The organism is Embleya sp. NPDC050493 (assembly GCF_044458105.1).
In the GTDB taxonomy this organism is placed as follows: domain Bacteria; phylum Actinomycetota; class Actinomycetes; order Streptomycetales; family Streptomycetaceae; genus Embleya.
Window position 1 is genome coordinate 157,784 of record NZ_JBITHP010000008.1, and the last position, 23,800, is coordinate 181,583.

The following is a 23,800-nucleotide window of genomic DNA, read 5'->3' on the forward strand; positions in this document are numbered from 1 at the left end:
CCGGTGTCACCGGCGCGCAGTACGGTGCAGGGCCGATGATCTCGGAGGTGAACCCCATGTGGGTCATCCGTGAATGGCGCGACGGCGACGGTCACAGAGTCAAGGTGGTACTGGACCCGCTCCGGGCCGCGCGGTCGGACGCCGAACTCCGGGAACGCCACCGCCACATCCTCGATCACGTCACCGGGCCCGAACCGGCCGTGACCGACCGCGCCGAGCCCACCGACGTCGGCGCGTTCACCCCGGCACTCCGGGCGGCCCCCCGCACCCGCCGCCACCTCGTCGGGCTCGACGACCTGGTGCCCGGCCTGCTGCACCTCGACCCGGACCTGGACCTGGACCTGGGTCTGCGGCCGTCGGCCTGAGCGGCCGAAGGTCGACTGCCCCTCGCCGTGCCGTCACCGCCATGTCGGCTCGCCTTCTTCTCGCGAACATCCGGTCGTTCGGGCGTAGGACGGGCTCCGTCGGGACAAGGATCGATCCGACCGTTGTCCCAGTGACCCTGTGGAGGTCCACTGTGCGCAAGAGGCTGATCGTCTCTGCCACTTCCGGCGCGCTCGCCCTGCTCCTGTCCGTCCCCGCTTCCGCCGCCCCGGTCGGCCCGGGAGCGCCGGGCATCGGCGACCCCTATTACCCGACCGCCGGCAACGGCGGCTATGACGTCTCGCACTACGACATCCGGCTCAAGTACCAGCCCACCACCGACGAGTTAGAGGGCACCACCACGATCCTGGCCACCGCCACCCAGGACCTCACCCGCTTCAACCTCGACTTCGTGCTCAAGGTGAAGGAGGTGCTGGTCAACGGCCGCACCGCCGAGTTCGCCGGCACCGGTGAGCACGAGCTGGAGATCACCCCGGCCCGGGAGATCACCAAGGGCAGCCGGATCACCGTCGTCGTGCGCTACGCCGACAAGCCCGGCGAGGTCGAGCGCGGCGGCCAGTCCGCCTGGCTGCGCACCCCCGACGGCGGCGTCGCCGCCAACGAGCCGGAAAGTGCGGCCTGGTGGTACCCGAGCAACGACCACCCGACCGACAAGGCCACCTTCGACGTCTCCGTACAGGTGCCCGACGGCACCCAGGTGATCAGCAACGGCACCTCGACCCAGAGCTCGCGGGCCGGCTGGACCCGCTACAACTACCGGCAGACCAAGCCGCAGGCCACCTACCTGGCCACGCTGGCGATCGGCAGGTTCGACATCCGTACCGACACCACCCCGGGCGGGCTGCCCGTCATCACCGCGTACAGCAAGGACCTGGGCGACAACGCCGGCGCGGCGCAGGCCAGTGTGGAGCGGACCGGCGAACTGGTCGACTGGCTGAGCGGCTACTTCGGCGCGTACCCGTTCGGCACGGTCGGCGGCTACGTGCCCAACGTGCCCACCGGGTACGCGCTGGAGACCCAGGGGCAGATCTTCTACAGCCCCGCGCAGTTCGCCCGAGGCTCCAACACCTCCGTCGTGGTGCACGAGTTGGCCCACCAGTGGTACGGGGACAGCGTGTCCGTGCAGCGCTGGAGCGAAATCTGGCTGAACGAGGGCTTCGCCCGGTACTCGCAGTGGCTGTGGTCCGAGCACGAGAACGAGGGCACGGCCCAGGAGCTGGCCGACTACGTCTACAACCTCTACCCGGCCGACCATGCGTTCTGGACCATCAAGCCGGGCGACCCGGGCGCGGACCATCAGTTCGCCGGTGCGGTCTACGACCGCGGCGCGGTGGCCGTGCAGGCGCTGCGCAACGCCGTCGGGGACGAGAAGTTCTTCCGGATCCTGAAGGGGTGGCCCACCGAGCGCAAGTACGGCAACGCCACCATCGAGCAGTTCCGGGCGTACGCGGAGCGGATCTCCGGCAAGCCGCTGGGCGAGCTGTTCGACACCTGGCTGTTCACGGCGGCGAAGCCCGCGGCGGGGTCGGCCGGTGTGGCCACGCCCGGCCCGGCGAAGCGGGGTCCGGCGCCGAATGGCACGGCGAACGTGTTGCCGGAGCCGAGGTCCTGGAAGAAGATCCAGGAGACCAACACGGTGCACGAGCACAAGGGTTGACGACTCGTCCGACCCGAACTCCCGAACGGCCCGGCCCTCCGCAGACGAGCGGAGGGCCGGGCCGCGACGTCGTCACGTCCCGACATCGCCCTGCGTGCGCGACGAGATGTCGCACGTGCCGGTGGGTCGGATGCGGGTCCGGTTCCGCCACGGGCGCGGCACCGGGCCACGCGCGAAACGGGCGGCCCATCGGTCGGCATGTGATCTCGAACTGCGGGCAGCAGCGGGTTACTTGCGATCGGATGTGACCGATGTGGGAGATAAAATGAGCATGAGTGTGAATACCCGGACCCGTGGTCTGGCGGTAGCCTCCGTCGCGGGACTTCTGCTGCTCGCCGGCTGTGGTGACGACTCGAAGGACGACAAGGAGACCGCCCCGGCGGGTGATACGGCCGCACCGTTGCCCGGCACGTCGAGCACCGATCCCGGGAAGAACCCGGGCTCGGGCGAGGGCGACAACACCAAGCTCGACGACGCGGCGCTGCGTACGAAGGTCCAGGAGTCGGCAGCCGCGACCAAGACGGTGCACACCGTGGGTACCGTGCGCAGCAAGAACGGCGAGACCCGGTTGGACCTGCGGGTGGACAACGCCACGAAGAACTACTCCGGGACATTGACCGCCTCGGGTCAGACCGTCGAAGTGATGCGACTGGGCCCGGACATGTACCTCAAGGCCGGCGCGGACTTCTGGACCAAGAGCGCGAAGATGACCAACCCGAACGTGGTCGCCCTGCTCCAGGACAAGCACGTCAAGCTCAAGGCCGACGACCCCAGGTTCAAGGACATCACCGCGATCGCGGACCTGGGCGACATCAGCTCGGCCGTGAGCGATTGGGGCCCCACCGTCCAACGCCGTCCGGAAGCGGACGTGAACGGCAAGCGCATGATCGTTTTTGCGGACAGTGATCCGCAGGGCGGCGAGACTCTTCTGTACGTACCGGCGAAGGGCGATCCCGCCCCGGTTCGCATGGAGAACAACAGCCCCACTGACGGCGGCACGATCGACTGGAGCGAACACAACAAGCCGGTGACCGTCACCGCTCCCGGCCCGGAAACCACGGTCAACCTGCCGACCCTGACCGGCGAGACCCCCGCCGCGGGCTGAACCCCGTCTGCGCCCGAACCGATCCTCGCGGTGGCGGAAGGCGACACACGACCCGCGATCCGCGACCGGCGTCCGCACCCGCGACCCGCCCGAGGCCGACAGGCCGAGGACGGGTCGCGTCTCGCGTCGGAACCTTGCGTACCCTGGAATCCAGGGGCCGGACCGGTGGAGTCTCCGCCGCGTGAAGGCCTGCACGAGGACCCGGATGGGCGTCGGTGTCCGTCGGTAGCATCTGCGTCCATGACGATCAGACTGACTGACGCCGAGATCAAGGATCTGGTCTCCCGGTTCCACGCCTTGGACATGGGCGAGTGGGACCGGAGCGCGGTCGAGCGCGCGACCGCCGGACTGGGGTGGGTGCTTCGTTCCGACGACGGTGGCGGGCTGAGGTTCGACGGGCCGCTGCCGGACGGGTGGAATTTCGCCAACCAAGGGCATGTCCACGGGTCGCCGCGCGAAGGCTGCTTCACCTCGCTGGAGTGCGAGCTGGCGAACACCGAGGACGAGGCCGTTCTGGGAGCGGTCTTCAAGGCGGCCAGGGAGGCGGCCGAGACCTGGAACGGGCCCGCTCCGATCCGGCGCGGGCCCGGACCGGTCCTGCGTTGGCGCCGCGCTGACACTCTCCTGGAGATCGAGTGGACGACAGACGCGGTGCAGTTGCAGCTGCTGTCGGCGGCAGTGGTCGAGAACCATGAGTACCAGCTCTCGAAGTGGAGCGAACGCGACGACTCCGTCGCGGAATTGGGGGTGTGGCAGGCTTTCGGGAACGGCCACGCGGGGATGGAAGGCGCGTTCATACCCGGTGGTCATCGGGCCCGGACCTGGGAGGAGTTCGGCGAGTGGTTGAGGCAGACGCTCGCGGAGATGGTGACGGACATGGGCCGGCTGGACGAGGAGCTGGTCCTGGTGATGCGGCCGGCCGCGGACGAGGACGACCCACGGGTGGTGCAGTTGATCTGTAACGCTCGGCTGTTGCACATGGAGGCGAGCATCGGGACGCTCGACCCGCAAACGCTCGCGGGACTGGGCTGGCAGGTCGGCCCCGAGGACGGTTTCCTGGAATCCGATGTCCCACACCCCCAGCGCCGGGACGCCGAACCCGCGGCCCGGATGGTGGTGGACACGTTGCGCGCGCACGACGTACGCCTGGATGATCTGCGCCACACGGCGTGGCTGAACAGGAGCGACTGCATGCTGAACCTGTACGGGCTGGGCCTGCCGAGAGAGTGAGCGACCCGGGCGGGGCCCGGAACGCCGACGGACGCCGCAGCTTGCCCCGAGCGGAGACACGGTGAACGCTCCCGTACGAACCCGCCTGCGCTGCCGCGCCGTCGACGTGGCGGCCGGGATCCCCGGCCCGAGCCGGGCGGCGCCGCCCTCGGGCGAGGGCGGCGGCCTGCGGCATGGCACGGTCAGCCGGGCTGACCGGTGGGCATGACGGTGACCTGCTGCAGATTGACCCGGGGCAGCAGGGGTGGCGATGAAGCCGACCGTCCGGGCGACGTCCTGGGGCGTGAGCCACTCCGCCGTCTCCTTGGAGCCGGCCGGCCACTCCGGCGCGGCACCGATGCCGCTGGAGGCGCCGGTGACGACTGCGATGCGGCCGGCCAGGGGCTTGGAGGAAGTCTGCGTGGTCATGGCGCTCACCTTTCAAGGGGCTCGTCCGCCAGGTCCTGACCGACTTCGACGCGCTGCCTCCTTCCAACTCCTCACGAACCGGACGGCACCACAGCCGGACATGCTCCCCCGACCCGAGCCCACCATCCCGCCCGCAGCATCCCGCTGACGATTTCGCTCGACTCGCCCGCGACCGTCGCGGACGCCCTGGACGGCTTCCTCGCAACCGTACGCAGCCGAGGACGCGGTGATTCCTACCGGTGAAACGCGCGTACCTCCTGTGCTGTGGGAGGGTCGGCACCCGGACGGGCGCAGGTGAGCGCGGATACCACGGAGGCCTCGGCGAGGATGTCCGCCAGCAGTTCGGGGCTCGCGACGCTGCCCGACTCCCGCACGCCCAGGAGGCCACGGCGGTAGAGCGCGTCGAGCAGTCCCGAGGTGTACGCGTCGCCCGCGCCGACCGTGTCGGCGACGGTGACCGCAACCGCCGGAACGGACGTCGAGCCCGCGGCACAGACGCCGTAAGCGCCTGCTGCGCCGAGCGTCACCACCACCATGGCGGGGCCCCGGGCCAGCCAGTCCTGTGCAGCATCGGCGACGTCGCGGGAGGGGTACAGCCATTCGAGATCCGCGCTGCTCACCTTGACGATGTCGGCGAGCGCGACCAGCGACTCGATCCGTATCCGGGCCGATTCGGGGTCGCCCATCAGGGACGGGCGGCAGTTCGGGTCGTACGATACGGTCATTCGCCCCCGTGCCCGTTCCAGGAGCGACCGCACCACCGACGCCCCGGGTGCGAGCGTCGCCGCGATCGAACCGGTGTGCAGACACAGGGAGCCGGTCGCGGAGGCCGTCGGGGCCGGTTCCCACGTGACGTCGAAGTCGTACGAGGCCACCCCGGAGGCGTCCACCCGGGCGCGGGCGACACTCGTCGCGCCGTCGTGCACGGAGCCCAGGGCGACCGCGACGGAGCCCGCCGCGAGATGGTCGGCGAGCAAGGCGCCGTACGGGTCGCGTCCGAACGCCGTGATCAGCCGGACCGGCGCGCCGAGCCGCCCCAGTCCCACGGCGACGTTGGCCGGGCTCCCGCCCGGATGTGCCACCGGGACACGGCCGCCCGCGTACACGAGGTCGACGAGCGCCTCGCCCACCACGGTGATCACGGGCGTACCTCTCCGGAACCGCGCGGGATGAGCCCGGTCCGTATGTGGATGATGTGCTGCACCGGTGTCTTGTCGCCTTCCAGTCGTCGGAACAGGAGTCGGGCCGCCGGCTCACCGAGCCCGAACGCGTCCTGCGTCACCATCGTCACCGCGGGCGTCGGCGTCGGCGGTCCGGTCGAGGAGTCCGCGCCGGAGCGCCTCGGCGGCCGACGGCGCGGCCGGCAATCGGGGCAGGAGCGTCGCCTGCACGGCGTGGTAGGCGTCGGGCTTGCCGGACCACACCGTGGCCGAGGGCCGGTTGCCCGGGTCGAGTTCGTGGTGCCAACTGCCGCGGGCCCGGTCCAGGAAGTAGGTCTCCGCGTGACTCCACCAGGTTCGATACCAGTCGTCGTAGCAACGGTCGCCGGTGGCATCGCGCAGGGCCGCGGCCGCCGCGACGGCCTCGGCGACCACCCAGTGCATGCGGGTGCGGACGACCGGCTTCCCGTCCCAGTCGACGGTGTAGACGAAGCCCGCGCGGCCGTCGACGTGCCAGCCCTCGCGGACCGCGGCGGCGAACAGTGCGGCGGCGTCGTCGAGGAGCCAGGTCGGGGAGCCGGGCAGCGCGGCGGCCGACTGGATTAGGAGGCGGGACCACTCGAACCAGTGACCGACGGTTGCGGCATACGGCCGGAACGGGTCGTCGGGCCGAGCCCGGTTGTACCCGTACGTCGGTCGCCACGACGGGTCGAAGTGCTCGACGAGCCGCCAGTCGTTGCCGCGGGCATGCTCGTGGACGACCTTCTCGACGATGCGCAGTGCTCGGCCACGCCACACGTCCTCGCCTGTGGCGTCGGCCGCTGCCAGGAAGCACTCCACGGCATGCATGTTGCTGTTCGCGCCGCGATACGCCTCGCAGGTCGTCCAGGTCCGGTCCCACGACTCGACGCACGCACCCTCGGTCTCGCTCCAGAACCGGCGCTCGACGATCTCCGACGCCTCGGCGAGGAGTTCCGCGGCTTCCGGGCGCCCGGCCACGGCCGCACTCGACGCGGCGAGGACGACGAAGGCGTGGTCATAGGCGCGCTTCTCGGTCGCGAGCGGACGGCCGTCGCGGTCGACGGCCGGGTACCAACCGCCGTGTTCGCCGTCGCGCAGCAGGCCGGACAGCGCGGCCACCCCGTGATCGACCAAGGGACCGGTGTCGGGCACTCCGGCCAGATGGGCGAGGGCGAACACATGCGTCATTCGGGCGGTGATCCAGGTGTGCACGGCGCCGTCCGGCGCGGGCACGCCGGCATCGTCGAGCCACCCGAACCCCCCGCCGGCCAGTCGCGCGCCCCGCGCGAACCCCACGAGGCGGCGCAACTCGGCGTCGAGTCGGCCCGGTTGGCCGGGTGTGCTCGGCGATTCAACCTTCATGTCGTGTCCGCTCTCATTCCCGTCGGCGCATCACTTCAGGTCTGTGCAAGGGCGCGTGCGTGCGGGCGCGTTCGGAGGGCCGTCGACGATCGGTCCCACACGCTTTCCGGCGCGGTGGGCGACGACCCTCGGAAACCGCCGTGAGTCGGCGGCCTTTCGCGCTTGCGGTGGATCACCGGTGGCGCGAAGCGTCCTCAGGGTTTCCTCGGCGGCGTGGTCTTCACCCGGTAGGTGATCCTGGCGTCGGGGATGCCTCCTCCGTTGCGGGCGGTGATGGTGAACTTGCCGATGCCGGGAGAGGCGGGCACGCCGGTGATGCCGCCGGTGTCCTTGTTGAGGGTGAGTCCGCGCGGAAGGCTGCCGGAGGTGACTTCGTAGCGGATGGTCTGTGGCGTGCTGGAGGTCACCTTGAACGCGTACAGGACACCGACCCGGGCATCGGGTGGCTCGGGTGTGATGAAGCCGGGCGTCGGCGCCTTGACCTGCTGTGGCTCGCCGATGGGTCGACCGGACGAGTCCACCTGTTGCAGCGACCATTCCTGATGTGGGGTCACCTCGCTCAAGTGCCAGTACGTGTTCGGGTCGCCCAACTGCCTCTTCTGGTCCGCCGTGAAGGCGCCGGCCCCGCGTGCGGACTCCCACGTCTTGACCGCTTGAAGCAGGACGGCGGTGTTGGTTCCGGACGCGAGGCTCTGCACGCTGGTCTCGAAGTTGATGCCGGCGTTCAGGGACGCTGCGCGCGCCATGGTGACTTCGATCTTCTGCAGGCTGTCACTGCCGGAGAACCCCTGCTGTCCCATCATTCCGGGCAGGTGGTTGGCGCGGTAGAACGTGTTGCTGCGGAGGATCTGGGCGTAGTCCGTCCTGCCGATCTCGCCCCAACTGGCCCGGGACTGGGCATCCCAGGTGTTGGACGAGAGGTTGCTGCATTCGGTGACGAACTCCTCGTTGTCGAGCTGCCGGTGGACGCCGTTGACCAGGCGCGCGAAGCCGTAACCGCCCCAGCCCGTGTAGCCCGCCGATTCCAACCCGTCGTAGGACGTGGCCCGGATGCCGGTGTCGTTGTACGCGCCGGCCAGCCGCGTCGCTATCTCGTCGATGATCGGGAGCCCGCCCATCGCGCCGCCGTAGCCGTTCTGGATGAGCCGGGTGGCACGGGTACCGGCCGGATAGGACTGCGCGGCCGATCCCCACTGCGCCCGCCGCAGGTTGCTCACCTGCCACTCGGTGCCACCGACCTTGGTGACGGCGCCATAGGTGATGAACTCGTCGCCGATCCGCAGCCGTTGGCCGTCGACGCCGGGTCCCAGCGGGCGGTCGGCGTCCACGTACAGCGTGGTGTCCGACGAGCCGAGTGCTCGGGTCAGTCGGACGCTTCCTCCCACCGACAGTCGCGGGTCGGCCGGGGCCTGCACGTACGGGTCGTGGGCGTCGATGAAGTCGGACAGGGTGTGCACGCCGACCTCGATGCCCTCCTGCCCCGCGGTGGCGACCAACTGGGCCGCTGCCGCGTCGGATCCGCCGAATGCGCCGTTGAATTGGTAGTGCCCGTGCGACGCCCAGGGACCGTCGCCGGCGATGGCGTAGATGTTCCTGATCCCGGCCTGCCGGGCGAACCGGGCGGCAGCGGTGACGTTGCTCGTATTGAGATCGTGGACCCAGAAGTGGGACTGCGACGTGCGCTGGGCCACCTTTTGCCACTGGCCGTCGAGGGTCGGGTATGCCTGGCCGTGCTCCTGGGCGATCCGACTCAGCACGGTGAGCGACAGATCCGGCGCACTGCCGAACAGCGCGATCTTCGACCCGACGATCCGACCTTCCGGACCGGGCAGCGGTCCGAGCGGGATCTCGTAGCCATTGGTGCGCTGCCGGACCCGTTCTCGGCTGTAATCGTAGGTGGTGGCGCGCAGCACGCTGCCCCACTTCGTCTTGGCTGCGACATTGCTCGCCAGCCACTCGTCCTTCTCGCCGGTCTGCAGGCCGTACGGATTCCAGACGAGATCCGGGCCGAACCCGTAGGCGAGGTGCTCGTTCGGCCACCCGCCCACGGTTTTGTCGTTGAGCGGGCGCATCCCCACGGCGATGGCGTCGTCGCAGACCATCCCGACCGTCTCCCCGATCGTCCGGGTGATCTTCGTCGGCAGCGGCCCCCACAACAATGTCTGTACATCCACACCCGGGGCCGCGGTCAGGCCGGTCACCTCGAGGGTGGAGTACGTCGGAAATCCGACGACCTTCACTTCGATCGTCACCCTGTCGCCGGTGAACACCAGCACTCGCCGGTCGCGCGGCGAGACCCTCACCCCGGTGGGAACCTCTTGTCGGCCATCGGCCACCACGCTGACCAGCGGCACCGAAATGCCCGCCGCCAGATGGTCGGTGCCGCTGCGCAGATCCAACAGGCTGCGCACCCGACCACCGCTGTCGACGCCCACCGACAGGAAGCCCGCAGTGATCCGATGTTGCCGGGACGCCCCTTCGGTGGACACCGCATCATCGGTGGTTGCCTGCTCCGCCTGAGCGGGGAAGGCCGTGAGTCCCATCGTCCCCACCGTCGCGAACGAAGTCAGGCCACTGGCAATCAGGAATTGGCGTCTGTCCATATTTGCCCCTCGGTAAGGAGTTCTCGACGAAGCGGGTACGTGCTGATCCGTTCGTGGTGCAGCTGCATGGGGTCGGGAGTCCCGCGTGGGGACGACGGATGGCATCCCCCGGATAGTTCGTACTCTTGAAGGAGTTCGAGCAGAGGCGCGGGCGAGAGATGTCGAGCCGACGCTCCCGCAGCTACGTGAAATGCCTGCCTTTTCCGGGAGGATGCCCGGCGCAAGTGCGATCCAGGGTGCAGCCGACCGACGAGCCAGTCAAGACTTAGTTCGGATCTATCCGGGTTCGAGCGCCGGCACTTCGCTGAGGTCGAGCCCGGCCGGCCGTCGGCAATGAGCGCCACATCCACCCGGCCGGTGGAGATGTGCGACGCCGCACGGCAGTCGGAGCGCGCTGCCGGATGCGACGACGCGGCGTTGGCGCGGGCTGACGAGGCGCTCCGTCAACCGTCGCCCCCGTGGCCGGACACGCTGCCGGAGCGGACCCTCGGGTCCATCGGGGGGTCCGCACCTGCGTGTCGGTTCCCTCGATGCCGACCCCGGCGCCGCCGGCCGAACCTCGGCTAACCCCGATGTATCGCATCTATAAGGCAGGCGAGGCGGCATAGTTGGGTCTTATCTCTTGACACTTCCGTCGGAGGACTTCGATACTCGAAGGCCTTCGGGCTCAGGGCGCATTCGGTCGGTCGCCGACGAGCGCACGAGGACTCTCGGAAGAGTCCGAACCATGGGACGGATGTGACGGACGGTTGGGATCGGGCCCCATCTCGTCATCGTAACGACACAGGCACCGACACACCACCGCCTCCGACATCGACGGGCAGGGGAAGAGACACATGACAAGCAATGCGAAACTCCTGGGGGCCGTCGCCCTCGTCGGTGCGCTCGCACTGACCGGATGCACGGCGGGCAGCACCAGCGGGAATGCGTCGTCAGGTGACAAGCGCACCCTGACCTTCCTCACCTTCGAAACACCCAACCTCGATGCGAAGTATTGGGATGCGGCGATAGCGCGTGCCTCGGCGAAGGTGCCCGGGGTCACCATCAAGAAGCTCGTGGCACCCAGCTCCGACCGCACCGGATACGCGAAGCAGTTGGACAGTACGGGCCAGTTCCCGGACATCATGATCGGCCTGAATCCCGCCGGATTCGCCCAGGCGGGCAAGTTGGCGGAATGGTCGGACACCGACCTCGCAAAGTACGCCCAGCCCCGCGCCAACACGTACGGCGGGAAGGTCTACCAACTGCCCTATGCCACCCAGACGACGCTCGTCTACTACAACAAGAGCGATTTCGCCGAGGCCGGTATCGATGCCCCGCCGCGCACCTACGCCGAGCTGCTCGACGACAGTGCCAAGTTGAAGGCGAAGGGAATCAATCCGTTCGTCGTCGGCGGTGGCGGCAAGGACTCGTGGGCCGACATGTTCCCGTTGATCTGCACCGTGGCCGGTGAGGTCTACCGGGAGACGCCGGACTGGCTTGCACAACGCACCGCGGGCAAGGTCAAGTTCACCGACAAGGCTTTCGTGACGGCCGCCCAGAAGGTCGCCGACCTGGCCGGCAAGGGCTACATCGACCGGGCGGGGCTGTCACGCTCCTACTCGGACACCGAGCAGGCCTTCCGTGACGGCAAGGGCGCGATGTACCCGATGGGCAGCTGGTTCTCCGCCTCCGCCGACGCAAAGAAGCCGAGCTTCGACACGGGTGTGTTCGCGTGGCCCACCGACCAGGGAACGCCGGCGCTTCCGAGCGCCACGGGCGGCGGGATGACGGTGAGCTCCAAGGCGCCGGACGTGGAACTCGCCAAGACCTGGGCGAAGGCCTTCATGGAAGACGAGGACAACCTCAACGCCGGCGTCAAGGCCGACGGGCTCATCATCGACATCAAGGGCTACACGGCCCCGGCCGACATGGGACCCGTCTACAAGGAGACCGTGGCGGCATATCGGCAGGCCCAGAGCGCCGGCGGCATCGTCAACTCGTTCTCCCAGGAGACCGGCGACGGCTCCTTGCCGCCGGGCGTGGCCGACAAGGCCGCGGCGGGCGTCCAGGACCTCCTCAGCGGTCGCATGACAGCCTCGCAATTCGGCACCTACATGGATGAGCAATGGGACAAGGCCACCCGGTAATGCGCATCCGTACCCTCACCCGACCGGCACGCTTTCCCGCCACGCTCGAAGATTCGGGCGTAGCGGGTGAGGGGCCGCCGACCACCGTGCCGAAGCGGTCGCCGCATCGGTCCCGAGGGGCGCGCTCGCGGGACAAACTGAGCCGCTTCACCCTCTTCGCGGCGCCGGGCCTGCTCGTCTACCTGGCCCTGGTGCTCGTGCCCATCTGCATCACGATCGGCTACAGCCTCACCAACAAGAACCCCTTCAATCCGCCGACCCGGTGGGTGGGGGCGGACAACCTGACGAGCCTTGCCTCGGACGACGAATTCCTCACGGCGCTGGGGAACACCGTCCTGGTCACGGTGATCGTGACCATCGCCACCAACGCGGGCGGGCTCGCCATCGCCCTGCTCCTGGATCGACGCGGCCGGCTGTACAACGTGCTCCGCAGCGTGTTCTTCGTCCCGGTCGTCCTCAGCGCCGTGGTGGTCAGCGTGATCTGGCAGGCGATCCTCGTCGACGACGGCCTGCTCAATTCCATGTTGCGTCGGCTGGGGACGAGTCATCCGCCGGGATGGCTCTCCGACCCGAACCTCGCCCTCTACACGGTCTCGTGGGTCATCGCCTGGCAAGGGCTCGGGTTCTGTGTGGTCATCTATCTGGCGGGGCTTCAGGGAATCCCGCAGGAGTTGCAGGAGGCGGCATCGATCGACGGCTGCGGACCGGTGCTGCGGTTTCGTCATGTGACCTGGCCGATGCTGGCGCCCGCCGTCACCATCAATACGGTCATGTCGCTGATCGGCGGGTTCAAGGCGTACGACCAGGTCCAGGTCCTCACCAACGGCGGCCCCGGCCCGGGCACCACATCCACCCTCGCCTTCGAGGTGGTACGGACCGCGTTCAACGGCAACCACATCGGCTACGCCTCTGCGATGGCCGTGGCGATGCTGGTCATGGTCGCGGTGGTGTCGGTGATCGCGCTCGGCCTGTTGCAAAAACGCGAGGTGTCTTCCTGATCATGAACAAACCCAGGGCTTGGCTCCGTCCGGCTGCCGCGCTGCTCGCTGGCATCCTGTTCTTCCTGCCCATCTACCTCGTGCTGGTCAACGTCTTCAAGGACGGTTCGGACATCGTGTCGAACCCGGTGGGCCTCCCCGCCCCGCCGACCCTGGACAACATCCGGAGCGTGCTGTCCCGACCGGACCACCTCTTCTGGTACGGGTTGATGAACAGCACGGAGGTCACCGTGATCTCCATCCTCATCGTCACCGCGATCTCCGCCATGCTCGGCCACTACCTGGCCCGGTCGACCGGCGTCCTGGCCAAGGTCGCCATGGTTGCGCTGCTGTGCGGCCTCATGGTGCCGCCGGCGGTCATCCTCACCCCGATCACCGAAGTGCTCAGGACGCTCGGCCTCATGAGCACCGTGCCCGGGCTGATCCTGGCGTACGTCGGCTACTACATGCCGTTCGGAGTCTTCGTCTTCGCCGGATTCGCCAAGACGATCCCCCGTGAAATCGAGGAGGCGGCGGCCATCGACGGGGCCGGTGCCTTCCGTGCCTTCTGGCAGGTGGTCTTTCCGCTGATGCGACCGGCATCGTCCAGCGTGTTGATCTTCCTCGGCGTCTGGATCTGGAACGACTTCCTCAACCCGCTGATCATCCTGGGCCCGGCCGCCGGGACCACGGTGACCGTCGGCATCTATCGCTCCATCGGCGAACACCAGGCGGACTACGGCTCGGTCTTCGCCCTCATGTTCCTGGCGACGCTGCCCATCCTGGTGTTCTTCCTGGCCTTCCAGAAACAGTTCGTCAAGGGCCTCACCGGCGGAGCAACGAAGGGCTGACCGGTGGAGCGGCACAACGGGCGGGGGCTTCCACGGCCCCCGCCCCGTTGTGCCGTCTCACCATCGCGCACGGTCACGCGGTGGGTGACGGTCGCGCCGCCGGCGACCGGGCAGAGCCTGTGCCGTGCCGGCCTGCCGCAGCCCGATCTCCAAGCACCCGGCCCGGCCGCGGGGACGACGGTTCCGAGAAGTGCGGCCGAGGCCCTCGAGCGAGAGGCAGATCCGAACTCATGCGCAGCACAGAACTCGGGCGCTCGGCCCCGGCGATCGGCGAACTGTCGCTGGGCGCCGCTCCGCTGGGGAACCTGTTCCACGCGATCGGCGACGAGGACGCGGCCGCCACCGTCGAAGCCGCCTGGGCCTGTGGGATTCGCAGCTTCGACACCGCCCCGCACTACGGTCTGGGCCTGTCGGAGCGCCGCCTCGGAGCGGCCCTGCGCACCCGGCCGCGTGACCGCTACACGCTCTCCACCAAGGTCGGTCGTCTGCTGCGCCCACTCACCGGACCGCACGCCGACGACCGGGCGAACGGCTTCGCCGTCCCGGCCACCCACCAACGGGTATGGGACTTCACCGCTCGCGGCATGCGCGTCGGCATAGAGGAGAGCCTCACCCGGCTCGGCCTCGAACGGGTGGACATCGTCTATCTGCACGACCCCGACGACCATGAGCGGGAGGCCCTCGACCACGCCTACCCCGAACTGGAGCGGATGCGCGCGGAGGGCACCGTGGGCGCGATCGGCGTCGGCACGAACCAGGTCGAGATGCCTGCGCGGTTCATCCGTGACACCGACGTGGATGTGGTCCTGTTGGCCGGCCGCTACTCCCTGCTCGATCAGAGCGGGCTGGCCACGCTCCTGCCGCAGGCCGAGCGCCGGGGGGTGTCCGTCGTGGTGGGCGGCGTGTTCAACTCGGGCCTGCTGGCCGATCCCAAGCCGGGCGCGACCTTCGATTACGCCCCCGCCTCCGCACGCATGTTGGAACAGGCCCTGGCGCTGAGGAGTGTGTGCGAGGAATTCGCGGTCCCGCTGCGCGCGGCGGCACTGCAGTTCCCGCTCGGCCATCCGGCGGTCGCCGGTGTCGTGGTCGGGGCGCGCACCGCTGCCGAAGTGGTGGACGCCGCCGCGATGACGAAGCATCGCATCCCCCCGGACATGTGGCTCGCGCTGCGTTCTCGGGGCCTGCTGCCCCGGAACGCGCCGGTACCCGACCGGTGTCGGGACGAAGGCCGCCCCTGACCCGGATCGTCGTGTCCGTGCCGGCTGTGGCCGGAGACCCTCGGCCCGCCGCGGCTGATCTCCGCCGCGCGGCAGACGGATGACGACGGGGAGGGCGGACGCACCTGCGCCCGCCCTCCCCGTCGTCATCTGCCGCGATCACGGGCTCGTCACCAGCCCGGTTGGTCGAAGCCGATGCCGGGGGCTGTGGGGGCGTGGACGAGCCCGTCGGCGTCGACCGCCGGCTCGCGCTGCACGGGGTTGGTGTACACCAGGGACTCGTAGTAGGTGGTGTTGGATATCGCCATGCACAGGTGGGCATTGACCACTCCGGTGCCGTGCACCTCGGCCCGCAGCTGATAGCTGTCGGCCAGATGAGCGATGCGCATTGCCCCGGTGATCCCGCCCTTGTACTGCGCACTCGTCCTGACCCGCCCGGCCGCGCCTGCCGCGATGAAGTCGCCGACGTTCATGTGCGCGCCGTCGGAGGTCTCGGCGACCAGCAGCGGGACCTCGACTCGTTCGGCCAGCCGACGGTAGGCGGTCACGCTGAACTCGCGCATGGGCTCCTCGTACCAGAGGTAGCCGGCCTCGGACAGCACGTGACCGAGGTGGATCGAGTCGGCGAGGTCGAATCCGGCGGAGCCGTCGTACATGAGTGGGACGTCGTCGCCGACGTGCGCGCGCAGCTTCCGGCACAGGTCCGCGTCCGCCTTCGGGTCGCCCCAGGCGTGGAGTTTGATGCCGACGTAGCCCAGTTCCAGGCACTGGGTGGCGACGTCGAGATACTCCTCGACGCTGCCGAAGGTGACCGTGCTCGCGTAGGCGGGAATGGCCTCGCGGTAGCTGCCCAGCAGCCGGTGGACCGGTTGCCCGGTCGCCTTGCCGGCCAGGTCCCACAACGCCACGTCGACCAGGCCGAGGGCATAGATCGGAAGCTCCTCGATCCGGTCCAGTTCCCACAGCCGGTGCCACAGCAGCTCGCGCATCATTGGATCGCGACCGATGAGGTCCTCGCGGATGCGGCGGGCGACCAGGTCGGCGACGATCACTCCGCGCCTGGTGTGAGCCTCGCCGACCGGGCCCTCGTCCGTGTGCACGCGCAGGATTCCGCCCACCACCGCCGGCTCCGAACCCGGAAGCCCGGCACGCCAGCGAAACGGCGGCTGAGCGGGCAGATCGACCAATTCCACGGTCACATCGATGATTTGCATGGATGTCCTTCACGGCTAGAGGCCCGGGATCCGGAGTGGATGTCGTCGCCGGGCCGGAGTCCAGCCCCGACGGCATCGTCGAGGATGCGTAGGGCAGCGACGTCGTATGCGGGCGCGGAGACGTGCTCCGAGGGGGCAACGGCACTCCCTCACGTGCCCCTGAGGCTGCCCGTCGTCACGCGACCCTGGCGGCCATCATATATCTCCGATATATGATGTGATGCTGGATCAGTAAATCACATCAAAAATCTCGACGCCAGGTTCGACAAGCGCGGTCTCTTCCCCGTCCGGGTGGGGTTCTTCCGGCGCGACGTCTGCGCGGGGAGGGGTTCGAGGCGGCCGGTACCGGCCCCCTCCCAGCTGTGGCGGGTCTTGGGGAACGGTGGCACGGTTCGGTTTCCCGGATCCGGTAAGTATCCGGTATGTATGCGATCCATCTCGCACCATGCCGTGTGCTCACGACCGTTGGATCGGCCCTGCCCCGCTACGCCCGCACGACTCACCCGGGATCGCTCCGCGGGCGGCGGGCCGAACGGGGCGGTGGTGCTGCGCTGTCGGCCGAACGCCCGGCACGCGGCTGCTCACCGGCTGCCTGCTGCTCGACCACTTCCGGTGGGCCGAATGCCCGGCGCGCGCCTGCTCAGGGGCGGCCGTCGTCGCTCGGTACGACGCGGCGCCAGATCTCCTGCTGGAATTGCCGGGCGGTCATGTCGATGTGTTCGGCCATCAGTGTTTCGGCGCGGCCGGTTTCGCCGCCGGCGATGGCCTCCGCGATGGCCTCGTGCTGCGACGCGGCCACCTGCAGGGACCCGCCGGCGACACCGGCCAGTCCGATGGCCATGACCTGCTGCTGCAGACGTCGCATCGCGTCGACGGTGGAGGCGAAGAACATATTGGCGGCAGCGGCCGCGATGCCGGTGTGAAAAGCGTCGTCGGCGCGGGTGAAAGCATCGATGTCGCCCTGCTGCGCCGCATGGGCGGACTGCCGTGCGGCTTCGCGTATCGCCTTGACCTGTGCGGGAGTGGCTCGCTGCGCGGCCAGACTCGCGGCGGTGGTCTCCAGATGGCGGCGGAACTCGAAGAGTTCGTCGACCTGCCGAAGGTCCGCAGGCAGGAAGTTGGCGAGCGACTGTTGCCAGGAGGACTGCTCGGGCTCGGCCACGTAGATGCCGCGGCCCTTTTGCACGGACAGCCGGCCGAGGGCCGAGAGGATCTTCACCGCCTCCCGCACCACGGTCCGGCTCATCTGTACCTCGTCGGCAAGGTCCTTCTCCGTGGGCAGCCGGTCACCGGGCTGAAGCCCCGCCTGGACGACGTATTCGAGGACCCGTTCGGCGGCGACCTCGTATCCGGGGCGGTAAGCCCGCACCGTGCCCGTCGACTGCGTGGGCGCGGAGATCTTCTCTGAATGGGTCAACGACTCTCTCTCGCTTCCCTCATGAGGCCGCCGGTCTGCCGACCACACCTCGATGGCGACCTATGTTTCGGATATATCATACGCTTCGTAGTCAGTGAATCACATTCAGATCCATGGTGCCAGAATCCGGCAGCCCGAAGACCCTGCTCGTCCCGGTCGCATCGCACCCCCTGACCGGTGACTACGCGGTATTGCTCTCGTGCGGCCGTGACACAGCCTCGGACGTCCATCTCGACCCCGTGCAACCCGCACGGGGAGCCCGGGGAAGCCGGCGCGCTTCCACCTCAAGGGGCGATATGTATCTGACTTATCGCTCTTCCAGCGTAGCGCGGATGGGATGTCCCCATGTACATTCGGCAGGGCAGCAGGGGATTTGCCAGTCCGGCTCGACCACGAGATCCGCGACGGATACCGACAACCAAGCCTTGCAGCGCGTGGCGAGCGACCGCCATCGCCTCCATTCCGCACCGCCCCTACCGCCGACGGCCCCTCTTGCCGGGTTCCGAGGCAACCCTTCTCCGGTTGTTCGACGCCGACCGCCGGGTCGCCCATGGCCTCCACGTCGGTGAGCGTCGCGGCATGCCGCCCGAGCGGCACCTTCTCCAGGGCATCACCTTGGCCGGGGGCACCCACGACTCCCCGAAATCCTTCGAAAGGACAGCGCGTTGGACGACATCAGGCTCGGCGTCATCGGGTTGGGCGCTCGCAGTGATCTGGTCGAGTCGGCTCATCGGCCCGGCTCGGGCTCCGAGGTGGTTGCGGTGTGCGACCGTGATCCGCGGATGCTCGCGGTTGCCGAGAAACGCTTCGGCGCAGGGGTGAAAACCGCCCCGGATCATCACGAGCTGCTCGATGCCGGACTGGACGGCGTGTTCATATTGACGCCCGATCACACGCACGAGCGGATCGGTCTGGACTTCCTCGCGGCCGGTGTCCCGGTGTTCGTGGACAAGCCGATGGCGATCACCACCGAGGGCTGTGATCGGCTGCTCGCGGCGGCCCGAGAGCACCGGACGCCGTTGTACGTCGGCCACAACATGCGGCACATGCCGGTCGTGGTGGCCATCCGTGAGCTGATCACCGGCGGGGCCATCGGCGAGGTCAAGGCCGTCTGGTGCCGCCACTTCGTCGGCAACGGTGGGGACTGGTACTTCAAGGACTGGCACGCCGATCGACGCAATACCACCGGCCTGCTGCTTCAGAAGGGAGCCCACGACCTCGACGTCATCCATTGGCTGGCCGGCGGCTACACCCGGCGGGTGAACGCGATGGGCGCACTGACGGTCTACGGCGACATCACCTCGCGCCGCGAGCGCCGCGGGGAGCGGATGACCGAGTGGCTTTCGATGGACAACTGGCCGCCGCTGAGCCAGACCGTCAACCCGGTGGTGGACGTGGAAGACCTGAGCATGATGCAGATGCAGTTGGACAACGGCGTTTTCGCCAGTTACCAGCAGTGCCACTACACCCCGGACACCTGGCGCAACTACACCGTGATCGGCACCGAGGGGCGACTGGAGAACTTCGGCGACACCGAGGGCGCGGAGGTCCGGGTATGGAACCGCCGTTCCGAATACCGCGCCCTGGCGGACCTGGTGGTGCGTGTCCACACCCCGCCCGGCACGCACGGCGGCGCCGATCCGGTGCTGGTCGAGGAGTTCCTGGAGTTCGTGCGGAAGGGCGGGGCCACCGTTACCTCGCCGGTGGCCGCCCGCGAGGCGGTGGCCGCCGGCTACGCGGCCACCATGTCACTACGGGACGGAGGCAGGGCCATCGGCATCGATCCCGTGGATCCGACGGTGACCGCGTACTTCGCAAACGGTCAGGTCTGAGCCTGCCGCCGGGGCAAGGGTGACCCTGCCTTCGGTGCGTGCTCGGCGCACCGGCAGGTAAGCCGCGCACATATCGCCGTGCCCGGCTCCTTCCGCCCGGCGGGGCGGGGGCGGCCGGGCGTGGGTGCGACCCCCTGCCCTCAGGCGGGTTGCGTCTCGTCGCGGATGCGTCGGGTGGTTTTGACGATGTCCTCGACGCAGGTGTGGGCGGCGGTGTCCACGAGCAGCGCACGACCCAGGCGCAGGGCCCTGCGCTCCGCGTCGGCGCGGCGCCCGGCGTCCTCGATGTCGGTGAAGTCGACCGGACGGGCGAACCCGACGACGCGACGGATCGTCTCGGCGCCGCAGAAGCCCACGGTGTCCCGGAAGACCCGGTCGAGGTAGGCGGACCGTTCCGCGTACAGCACGTCGTCCTCGTCGTCGGCGCAGGCCGGGAAGAGGGTCGCCGGATACGCGTCGCCGTGCGCGGATGTGCGCCACAGTTCGAGGAAGCGTCGGACGAAGGTGTGCCAGAGTTCCGCGACCGTCTCCAGGAGCCGGCGTTGTTGTGGCGTCTCCTCGGTGCCCGCTCCGGCGTGGCCGCCGGCGTGCCGTCCGTCCTGGGCGAGGTAGTTGACGAGCAGGTGCGCGAGCAGGCTGCCGATGTCGAAGCCCATCGGGCCGAAGCAGGCGAACTCCTGGTCGATGACGCGGGTGCTGCCCGGGCCGACCATGATCGATCCGGTGTGCAGATCGCCGTGCAAAAGCGCTTCCCGGCGGGTGAGGTAGCGGTTCTTCAGCCGCGCGGCGGCGATCACGAGCGCCGTGTCGGAGCGGAGCCGGCGCACGTCCGGGTCGAGTTCGGGACTCGTCCACCGGTTGCGGTGGAAGGGCCGGTAGATCTCGGTGAAGATCATCTCCTCCATGATGCGGCACATCTCGATGTTCGCCTCGAACTCGCCGACGAGGCGCCGCTTGTCGGCGGCGGGCAGGGCCAGATCGGAGGTGCCGAACAGGGTGCGGGCGAGGTAGTCGCCCATGTCGGCGCCGAAGCCGGCGCGGCTGCCGCCCGCATTGAGCAGGTGGCGCACGACGCAGTGGTCCTCGAGGAACTCGACTGCCAGCAGGTGCAGTTCGGGCGCGTAGTGCAGCGGCGCGGGCAGGTACGCCGGTGCGCACCGGGCGTGTTCGCGGAGGGCCCGGAATTCGAAGCCGGACCGGGTGGGGGACAGCGGCCAGGACTCGCCGACCGCGCGGACGTACGGCGGCGCCTGCTTGACGCACAGCGCGCCGGCGGGACCACGCACGGCGAAGACGTAGTTGACGTTGCCGTCGCCGATCTCGCGCACGTCCCAGGCGGCGGGCCCGCCTCCGAGCCGGGCGGCCAGTTCGGGCACGGTCGCCACGTACCGGGTGATCGAGCGCTCGTCGAGGATGCGGTGGTCGGGGCGATCGGGAGTGGGCACGAAGTTCCTCCGTGGCGCGGGTGGTTCGGGACGGCGAGGGAATCCGGGGGCGGTAGCGGGACCGAGGCGGCGGGAGTTCGGCACGACACCCGGGTGGTCGGCGTGCCGCGGCTACGTTTCGGGCGGCCGGCGCCACGGCGGCGGGGTCAGGCCGAAGTGCTCGCGCAGTACGGTCTCGGCACAGTCGATCGTGCCTTCGATCGACCCCGGATCGGTCGTCCAGCAGTCACCGACGATGTGGATCGCCTCCCCGGGGACGGGCCGGCGCATGCGTGGCCCGACGATCCGGGAGTCGTGTCCCGGGCGCCACACGTGCCAGGCTCCGCCGTGCGGTGGCCGGTTCCAGTCCTGCCGACAGGCGGCCAGCGGGGTGGGCAGGTCGGATAGGCCGTGCATGTCGCCCAGCAGTCGGTGGGCGCGTTCGACCACGGCCGCGTCGGCGCCCGTGGGGTCGGTGTCGCGGGCCGGCCGGCCGGGCTCCGGGTCCGCCGCGCACCAGGCGCGCGCGGAGTGTCCGTTGGGGTAGGCGGCGAGGAGCAGCGCGGGGCCGTCGGTGTCGCCGTCGTCGGGCCGGGGGCAGGTCCCGCCGTACCAGACCTGCCGCAGCGGGCCGTCCGTGGTGCCTCGGCCGGCGGTGATGCCCAGCCGTCGCCACCACGCGTTCGGATACAGGAGGAAGAGTTTGTGCGCGGGTACCGATTCGACCGCGTCCAGGTCGCGGAGCACCGTGGGAGTGAACGGCAGTGCGGTTGCGTCGAGTTCACGTAGCGGGCCCTGAGGGAGGGCGAGGATCACGGCGCGTGCGTGGACCCGGACGTGGACGCCCGTGGCGCGGCCCCGATCGTCGTCGAGGGCGAAGGTCAGCCGGTAGCGCGGCCCGGCGGTGCGCGTGCGCCGATCCCGGTCGGGCGCGCGGTCCACGCGCAGGAGGCGGTGCCCGAGGTGGGTGTGTCCGCCGGCGGCCGTGAAGCGGGTGTGCAGGGTGCGCGGGAGGCCCTGCATGCCGCTGCGCAGGGTCAGGTATTCGGCGGCGGGCGGGGTGCGGAAGACGACGTCGAGGTGCTCGGCCGCGTTCTGCCGGCCGGAGCCGGAGCCGGAGCGGAAGCCGGAGCCGGAGCCGGCGGCGACGTCGGAGCGGGTCCCCGGCCCGGAGTCCGAGCCGGACCCGATGTCGTAGCCGCCTGCGTCGTGGACGAGGGCCGTCGCCTCCGGGCCGAGCACCGTCAGCAGGACGTCGGCCCAGGCGAGCTGCCGCAACGGGGACGACCCGAGGGCACCCCGGTCGCGCAGGGTCGCGAACAGTGCGGCGGTCCGCGCGGCCTCGTCGAAGGCGCCCCGCCGGCGGGCCTCGTGGTGGTCCCGCCGCAGTGCGCCGAAGCCGGGAAGCACGGCTTCGGCCGCGTCCAGGAGCAGGTCGTCGGGCCCCCGGCCGCGCCGGTGATCACCGAGGCGGTAGGGCACGGCGGTGCCGTCGGCGAGGTCGCGTCCGCGCAGCCGAACCCCGCGCACGTGCACCGGGTTCTCCGGTCGGCCGAACGCGAACGGGGCCAAGTCCGGGGTCAGGCCCAGATGTTCGAGGAGATCCAATACCTCGGTGAGGCCGCGATGCAGCCGCATGGCGCCCAACTCCGCGTACAGGTCCGGGGATCGGGACATCCGCACCGACCACACTCGGCCACCGATCCGGTGCGTGCGCTCGAAGAGCGCCACCCTGCCGGCAGCGGCGCCGGGCCGGTCCCGGCCGAGGCGATAGGCCGCGTAACAGCCACCCACGCCGGCTCCGACCACGGCCGCATCGAGCATGTGTCGTCGCCTCCTTGTGCGTCGGTCCACGATCGCGGGGCCGCGACCGGGCGTTCTCTCGGTGGGATAGGCGGATGAATACGACCTTGGACGGATGAATACGACCTTCGGCGAATGTCTTGTATTCGGGTAATCGGATCAGCACACTGAGTAAATTCTGCCGTCCCCCGGAAAGCGGGGGCCCTGCGTGGCCGAGGGGAATCGATGATCTTTCGCAAGGACGTCCTCGCCGAAACTACCGCAGCCTATGGGCACTTGTCGGGATACTTCCAGGACATTCGGTCGTTCTTCGAAGTCCTCAACGTGCGGTTCGCGCTGCCCGAATACGGGGTGCGGCTGCGCCCGGTGGCCGGAAACGAACTGTTCTCCAATGCCAACAGCTACCTGTTGTCCGACGACAGCTCGTACCCCTACTACCTGTGGCTGCCGAGTTGGCTGGGGCGGTTCTACGTCGACGCGGATCGGGTGCCCGAGGGCGGGCCGGTCGACGAACTCGGCACCGCACGGGCCCGCTTGATCGCATTCGTGTGGCCCTGGCTGGGCTTCAACGACGCCTATGTCCAGGACGCGGAAAGCCCTGAGTGTTGGTTCGGCGTCGCCGACCCCAGGCCGCAGGATTTGGGGGAGTGTGTGCGTACGACCGCGCAGAATCTGTTCAACCACTTCCGCCTGGAACACACCCTCGACGGCGAGGCCGAGGGGTGGCTGACCGGCCGTTTCGATCCCCATCCCGAGGTCGGTTGCAACCTCACCGGCCGCTGGTATCTGCGCCGGGTACCGCTGGCGGAACTCACCAGCTACTACGAGGTGGAGAAGAACGTGATCCGGCCGCTGGGGGAGAAGTTCAGCGAACTCTCCGCCGTGCTCGACGACTCGGCACACGAGGACGGCGACGCGGCCGACGGCCGGCGGAGTGCGAACGGCCACCGCCAGGGGGCGGCGACGCCCGGGGCGCGCTCCTGATCCGCGCGGCGACGCGGAAGAA

At 69.4% G+C, this 23,800-nt stretch carries 18 protein-coding genes; 10 read left to right on the forward strand and 8 right to left on the reverse strand.

The genetic code is table 11. From position 1 onward, the window contains the following. Positions 1-56: 56 nt before the first annotated feature. From ACIBM5_RS18230 to ACIBM5_RS18245, 4 genes are all read left to right on the forward strand, one after another. Positions 57-365, forward strand: coding sequence for a hypothetical protein (locus tag ACIBM5_RS18230; protein ID WP_396007793.1), 309 nt, complete (start codon positions 57-59; stop codon positions 363-365). A 152-nt stretch (positions 366-517) separates the two neighbouring features. Next, the gene (locus tag ACIBM5_RS18235) at positions 518-2,041 is read left to right on the forward strand and encodes a M1 family metallopeptidase (RefSeq protein WP_396007794.1); all 1,524 of its coding nucleotides are present in this window, start codon (positions 518-520) and stop codon (positions 2,039-2,041) included. 271 nt (positions 2,042-2,312) lie between these two features. After that, a complete protein-coding gene (locus ACIBM5_RS18240; RefSeq protein WP_396007795.1) occupies positions 2,313-3,146 on the forward strand; it encodes a hypothetical protein in 834 nt (277 codons plus the stop codon). A gap of 240 nt (positions 3,147-3,386) precedes the next feature. Beyond that, the gene (locus ACIBM5_RS18245; RefSeq protein WP_396007796.1) at positions 3,387-4,376 is read left to right on the forward strand and encodes a DUF6301 family protein; all 990 of its coding nucleotides are present in this window, start codon (positions 3,387-3,389) and stop codon (positions 4,374-4,376) included. A gap of 641 nt (positions 4,377-5,017) precedes the next feature. Here ACIBM5_RS18245 and ACIBM5_RS18250 read toward each other — a convergent pair. The 4 genes from ACIBM5_RS18250 to ACIBM5_RS18265 form a co-directional block, all read right to left on the reverse strand. Next, on the reverse strand, positions 5,018-5,926 hold the full coding sequence (locus ACIBM5_RS18250; RefSeq protein WP_396007797.1) for a carbohydrate kinase: 909 nt from the start codon (positions 5,924-5,926) through the stop codon (positions 5,018-5,020). Beyond that, positions 5,923-6,069: a hypothetical protein gene (locus ACIBM5_RS18255; protein ID WP_396007798.1), complete on the reverse strand. Its 147-nt coding sequence runs from the start codon at positions 6,067-6,069 to the stop codon at positions 5,923-5,925. Before ACIBM5_RS18255 ends, ACIBM5_RS18250 begins: the two co-directional genes overlap by 4 nt. Further along, positions 6,038-7,327 carry an AGE family epimerase/isomerase gene (locus ACIBM5_RS18260; protein ID WP_396007799.1) on the reverse strand — a complete coding sequence of 430 codons (1,290 nt, stop codon included), beginning with the start codon at positions 7,325-7,327 and terminating at the stop codon, positions 6,038-6,040. Before ACIBM5_RS18260 ends, ACIBM5_RS18255 begins: the two co-directional genes overlap by 32 nt. Before the next feature lie 194 nt (positions 7,328-7,521). Further along, a complete protein-coding gene (locus ACIBM5_RS18265) occupies positions 7,522-9,870 on the reverse strand; it encodes an Ig domain-containing protein (RefSeq protein WP_396007800.1) in 2,349 nt (782 codons plus the stop codon). Positions 9,871-10,766: 896 nt separating this feature from the next. On the opposite strand from ACIBM5_RS18265, the gene ACIBM5_RS18270 reads away from it, so the two are divergent. The 4 genes from ACIBM5_RS18270 (at position 10,767) to ACIBM5_RS18285 (ending at position 15,125) form a co-directional block, all read left to right on the forward strand. Beyond that, positions 10,767-12,059, forward strand: a complete 1,293-nt coding sequence (locus ACIBM5_RS18270) for an ABC transporter substrate-binding protein (protein WP_396007801.1) — start codon at positions 10,767-10,769, stop codon at positions 12,057-12,059. Continuing rightward, positions 12,059-13,057: a carbohydrate ABC transporter permease gene (locus tag ACIBM5_RS18275; RefSeq protein WP_396007802.1), complete on the forward strand. Its 999-nt coding sequence runs from the start codon at positions 12,059-12,061 to the stop codon at positions 13,055-13,057. Before ACIBM5_RS18270 ends, ACIBM5_RS18275 begins: the two co-directional genes overlap by 1 nt. Before the next feature lie 2 nt (positions 13,058-13,059). Beyond that, the gene (locus ACIBM5_RS18280) at positions 13,060-13,887 is read left to right on the forward strand and encodes a carbohydrate ABC transporter permease (protein WP_396007803.1); all 828 of its coding nucleotides are present in this window, start codon (positions 13,060-13,062) and stop codon (positions 13,885-13,887) included. A gap of 230 nt (positions 13,888-14,117) precedes the next feature. Continuing rightward, a complete protein-coding gene (locus tag ACIBM5_RS18285; protein WP_396007804.1) occupies positions 14,118-15,125 on the forward strand; it encodes an aldo/keto reductase in 1,008 nt (335 codons plus the stop codon). A 149-nt stretch (positions 15,126-15,274) separates the two neighbouring features. Here the strand turns inward: ACIBM5_RS18285 and ACIBM5_RS18290 are convergent, their stop codons facing one another. Beyond that, positions 15,275-16,318, reverse strand: coding sequence for an enolase C-terminal domain-like protein (locus ACIBM5_RS18290; RefSeq protein WP_396007805.1), 1,044 nt, complete (start codon positions 16,316-16,318; stop codon positions 15,275-15,277). Positions 16,319-16,958: 640 nt separating this feature from the next. Next, positions 16,959-17,783, reverse strand: a complete 825-nt coding sequence (locus ACIBM5_RS18295) for a FadR/GntR family transcriptional regulator (protein WP_396007806.1) — start codon at positions 17,781-17,783, stop codon at positions 16,959-16,961. Between the two features lie 617 nt (positions 17,784-18,400). Here ACIBM5_RS18295 and ACIBM5_RS18300 point away from each other — a divergent pair. Next, positions 18,401-19,567: a Gfo/Idh/MocA family protein gene (locus tag ACIBM5_RS18300; RefSeq protein ID WP_396007807.1), complete on the forward strand. Its 1,167-nt coding sequence runs from the start codon at positions 18,401-18,403 to the stop codon at positions 19,565-19,567. 140 nt (positions 19,568-19,707) lie between these two features. Here the strand turns inward: ACIBM5_RS18300 and mtnK are convergent, their stop codons facing one another. Both mtnK and ACIBM5_RS18310 read right to left on the reverse strand, forming a co-directional pair. Beyond that, entirely contained in the window at positions 19,708-21,012 is a 1,305-nt protein-coding gene (gene mtnK, locus ACIBM5_RS18305) for an S-methyl-5-thioribose kinase (RefSeq protein ID WP_396007808.1), read from the reverse strand. Positions 21,013-21,123: 111 nt separating this feature from the next. Beyond that, positions 21,124-22,815: a flavin monoamine oxidase family protein gene (locus tag ACIBM5_RS18310; RefSeq protein WP_396007809.1), complete on the reverse strand. Its 1,692-nt coding sequence runs from the start codon at positions 22,813-22,815 to the stop codon at positions 21,124-21,126. 204 nt (positions 22,816-23,019) lie between these two features. Here ACIBM5_RS18310 and ACIBM5_RS18315 point away from each other — a divergent pair, with 204 nt between their 5' ends. Continuing rightward, positions 23,020-23,778, forward strand: a complete 759-nt coding sequence (locus ACIBM5_RS18315) for a hypothetical protein (protein WP_396007810.1) — start codon at positions 23,020-23,022, stop codon at positions 23,776-23,778. Positions 23,779-23,800: the final 22 nt, after the last annotated feature.

Coding starts and splice junctions, on each gene's coding strand:
- ACIBM5_RS18245 (WP_396007796.1), top strand. CDS start 3,387: ATGACGATCAGACTGACTGACGCCGAGATCAAGGATCTGGTCTCCCGG.
- ACIBM5_RS18310 (WP_396007809.1), bottom strand. CDS start 22,815: ATGCTCGATGCGGCCGTGGTCGGAGCCGGCGTGGGTGGCTGTTACGCG.
- ACIBM5_RS18240 (WP_396007795.1), top strand. CDS start 2,313: ATGAGTGTGAATACCCGGACCCGTGGTCTGGCGGTAGCCTCCGTCGCG.
- ACIBM5_RS18230 (WP_396007793.1), top strand. CDS start 57: ATGTGGGTCATCCGTGAATGGCGCGACGGCGACGGTCACAGAGTCAAG.
- ACIBM5_RS18265 (WP_396007800.1), bottom strand. CDS start 9,870: ATGGGACTCACGGCCTTCCCCGCTCAGGCGGAGCAGGCAACCACCGAT.
- ACIBM5_RS18285 (WP_396007804.1), top strand. CDS start 14,118: ATGCGCAGCACAGAACTCGGGCGCTCGGCCCCGGCGATCGGCGAACTG.
- ACIBM5_RS18255 (WP_396007798.1), bottom strand. CDS start 6,069: ATGGTGACGCAGGACGCGTTCGGGCTCGGTGAGCCGGCGGCCCGACTC.
- ACIBM5_RS18290 (WP_396007805.1), bottom strand. CDS start 16,318: ATGCAAATCATCGATGTGACCGTGGAATTGGTCGATCTGCCCGCTCAG.
- ACIBM5_RS18270 (WP_396007801.1), top strand. CDS start 10,767: ATGACAAGCAATGCGAAACTCCTGGGGGCCGTCGCCCTCGTCGGTGCG.
- ACIBM5_RS18275 (WP_396007802.1), top strand. CDS start 12,059: ATGCGCATCCGTACCCTCACCCGACCGGCACGCTTTCCCGCCACGCTC.
- ACIBM5_RS18280 (WP_396007803.1), top strand. CDS start 13,060: ATGAACAAACCCAGGGCTTGGCTCCGTCCGGCTGCCGCGCTGCTCGCT.
- ACIBM5_RS18315 (WP_396007810.1), top strand. CDS start 23,020: ATGATCTTTCGCAAGGACGTCCTCGCCGAAACTACCGCAGCCTATGGG.
- ACIBM5_RS18260 (WP_396007799.1), bottom strand. CDS start 7,327: ATGAAGGTTGAATCGCCGAGCACACCCGGCCAACCGGGCCGACTCGAC.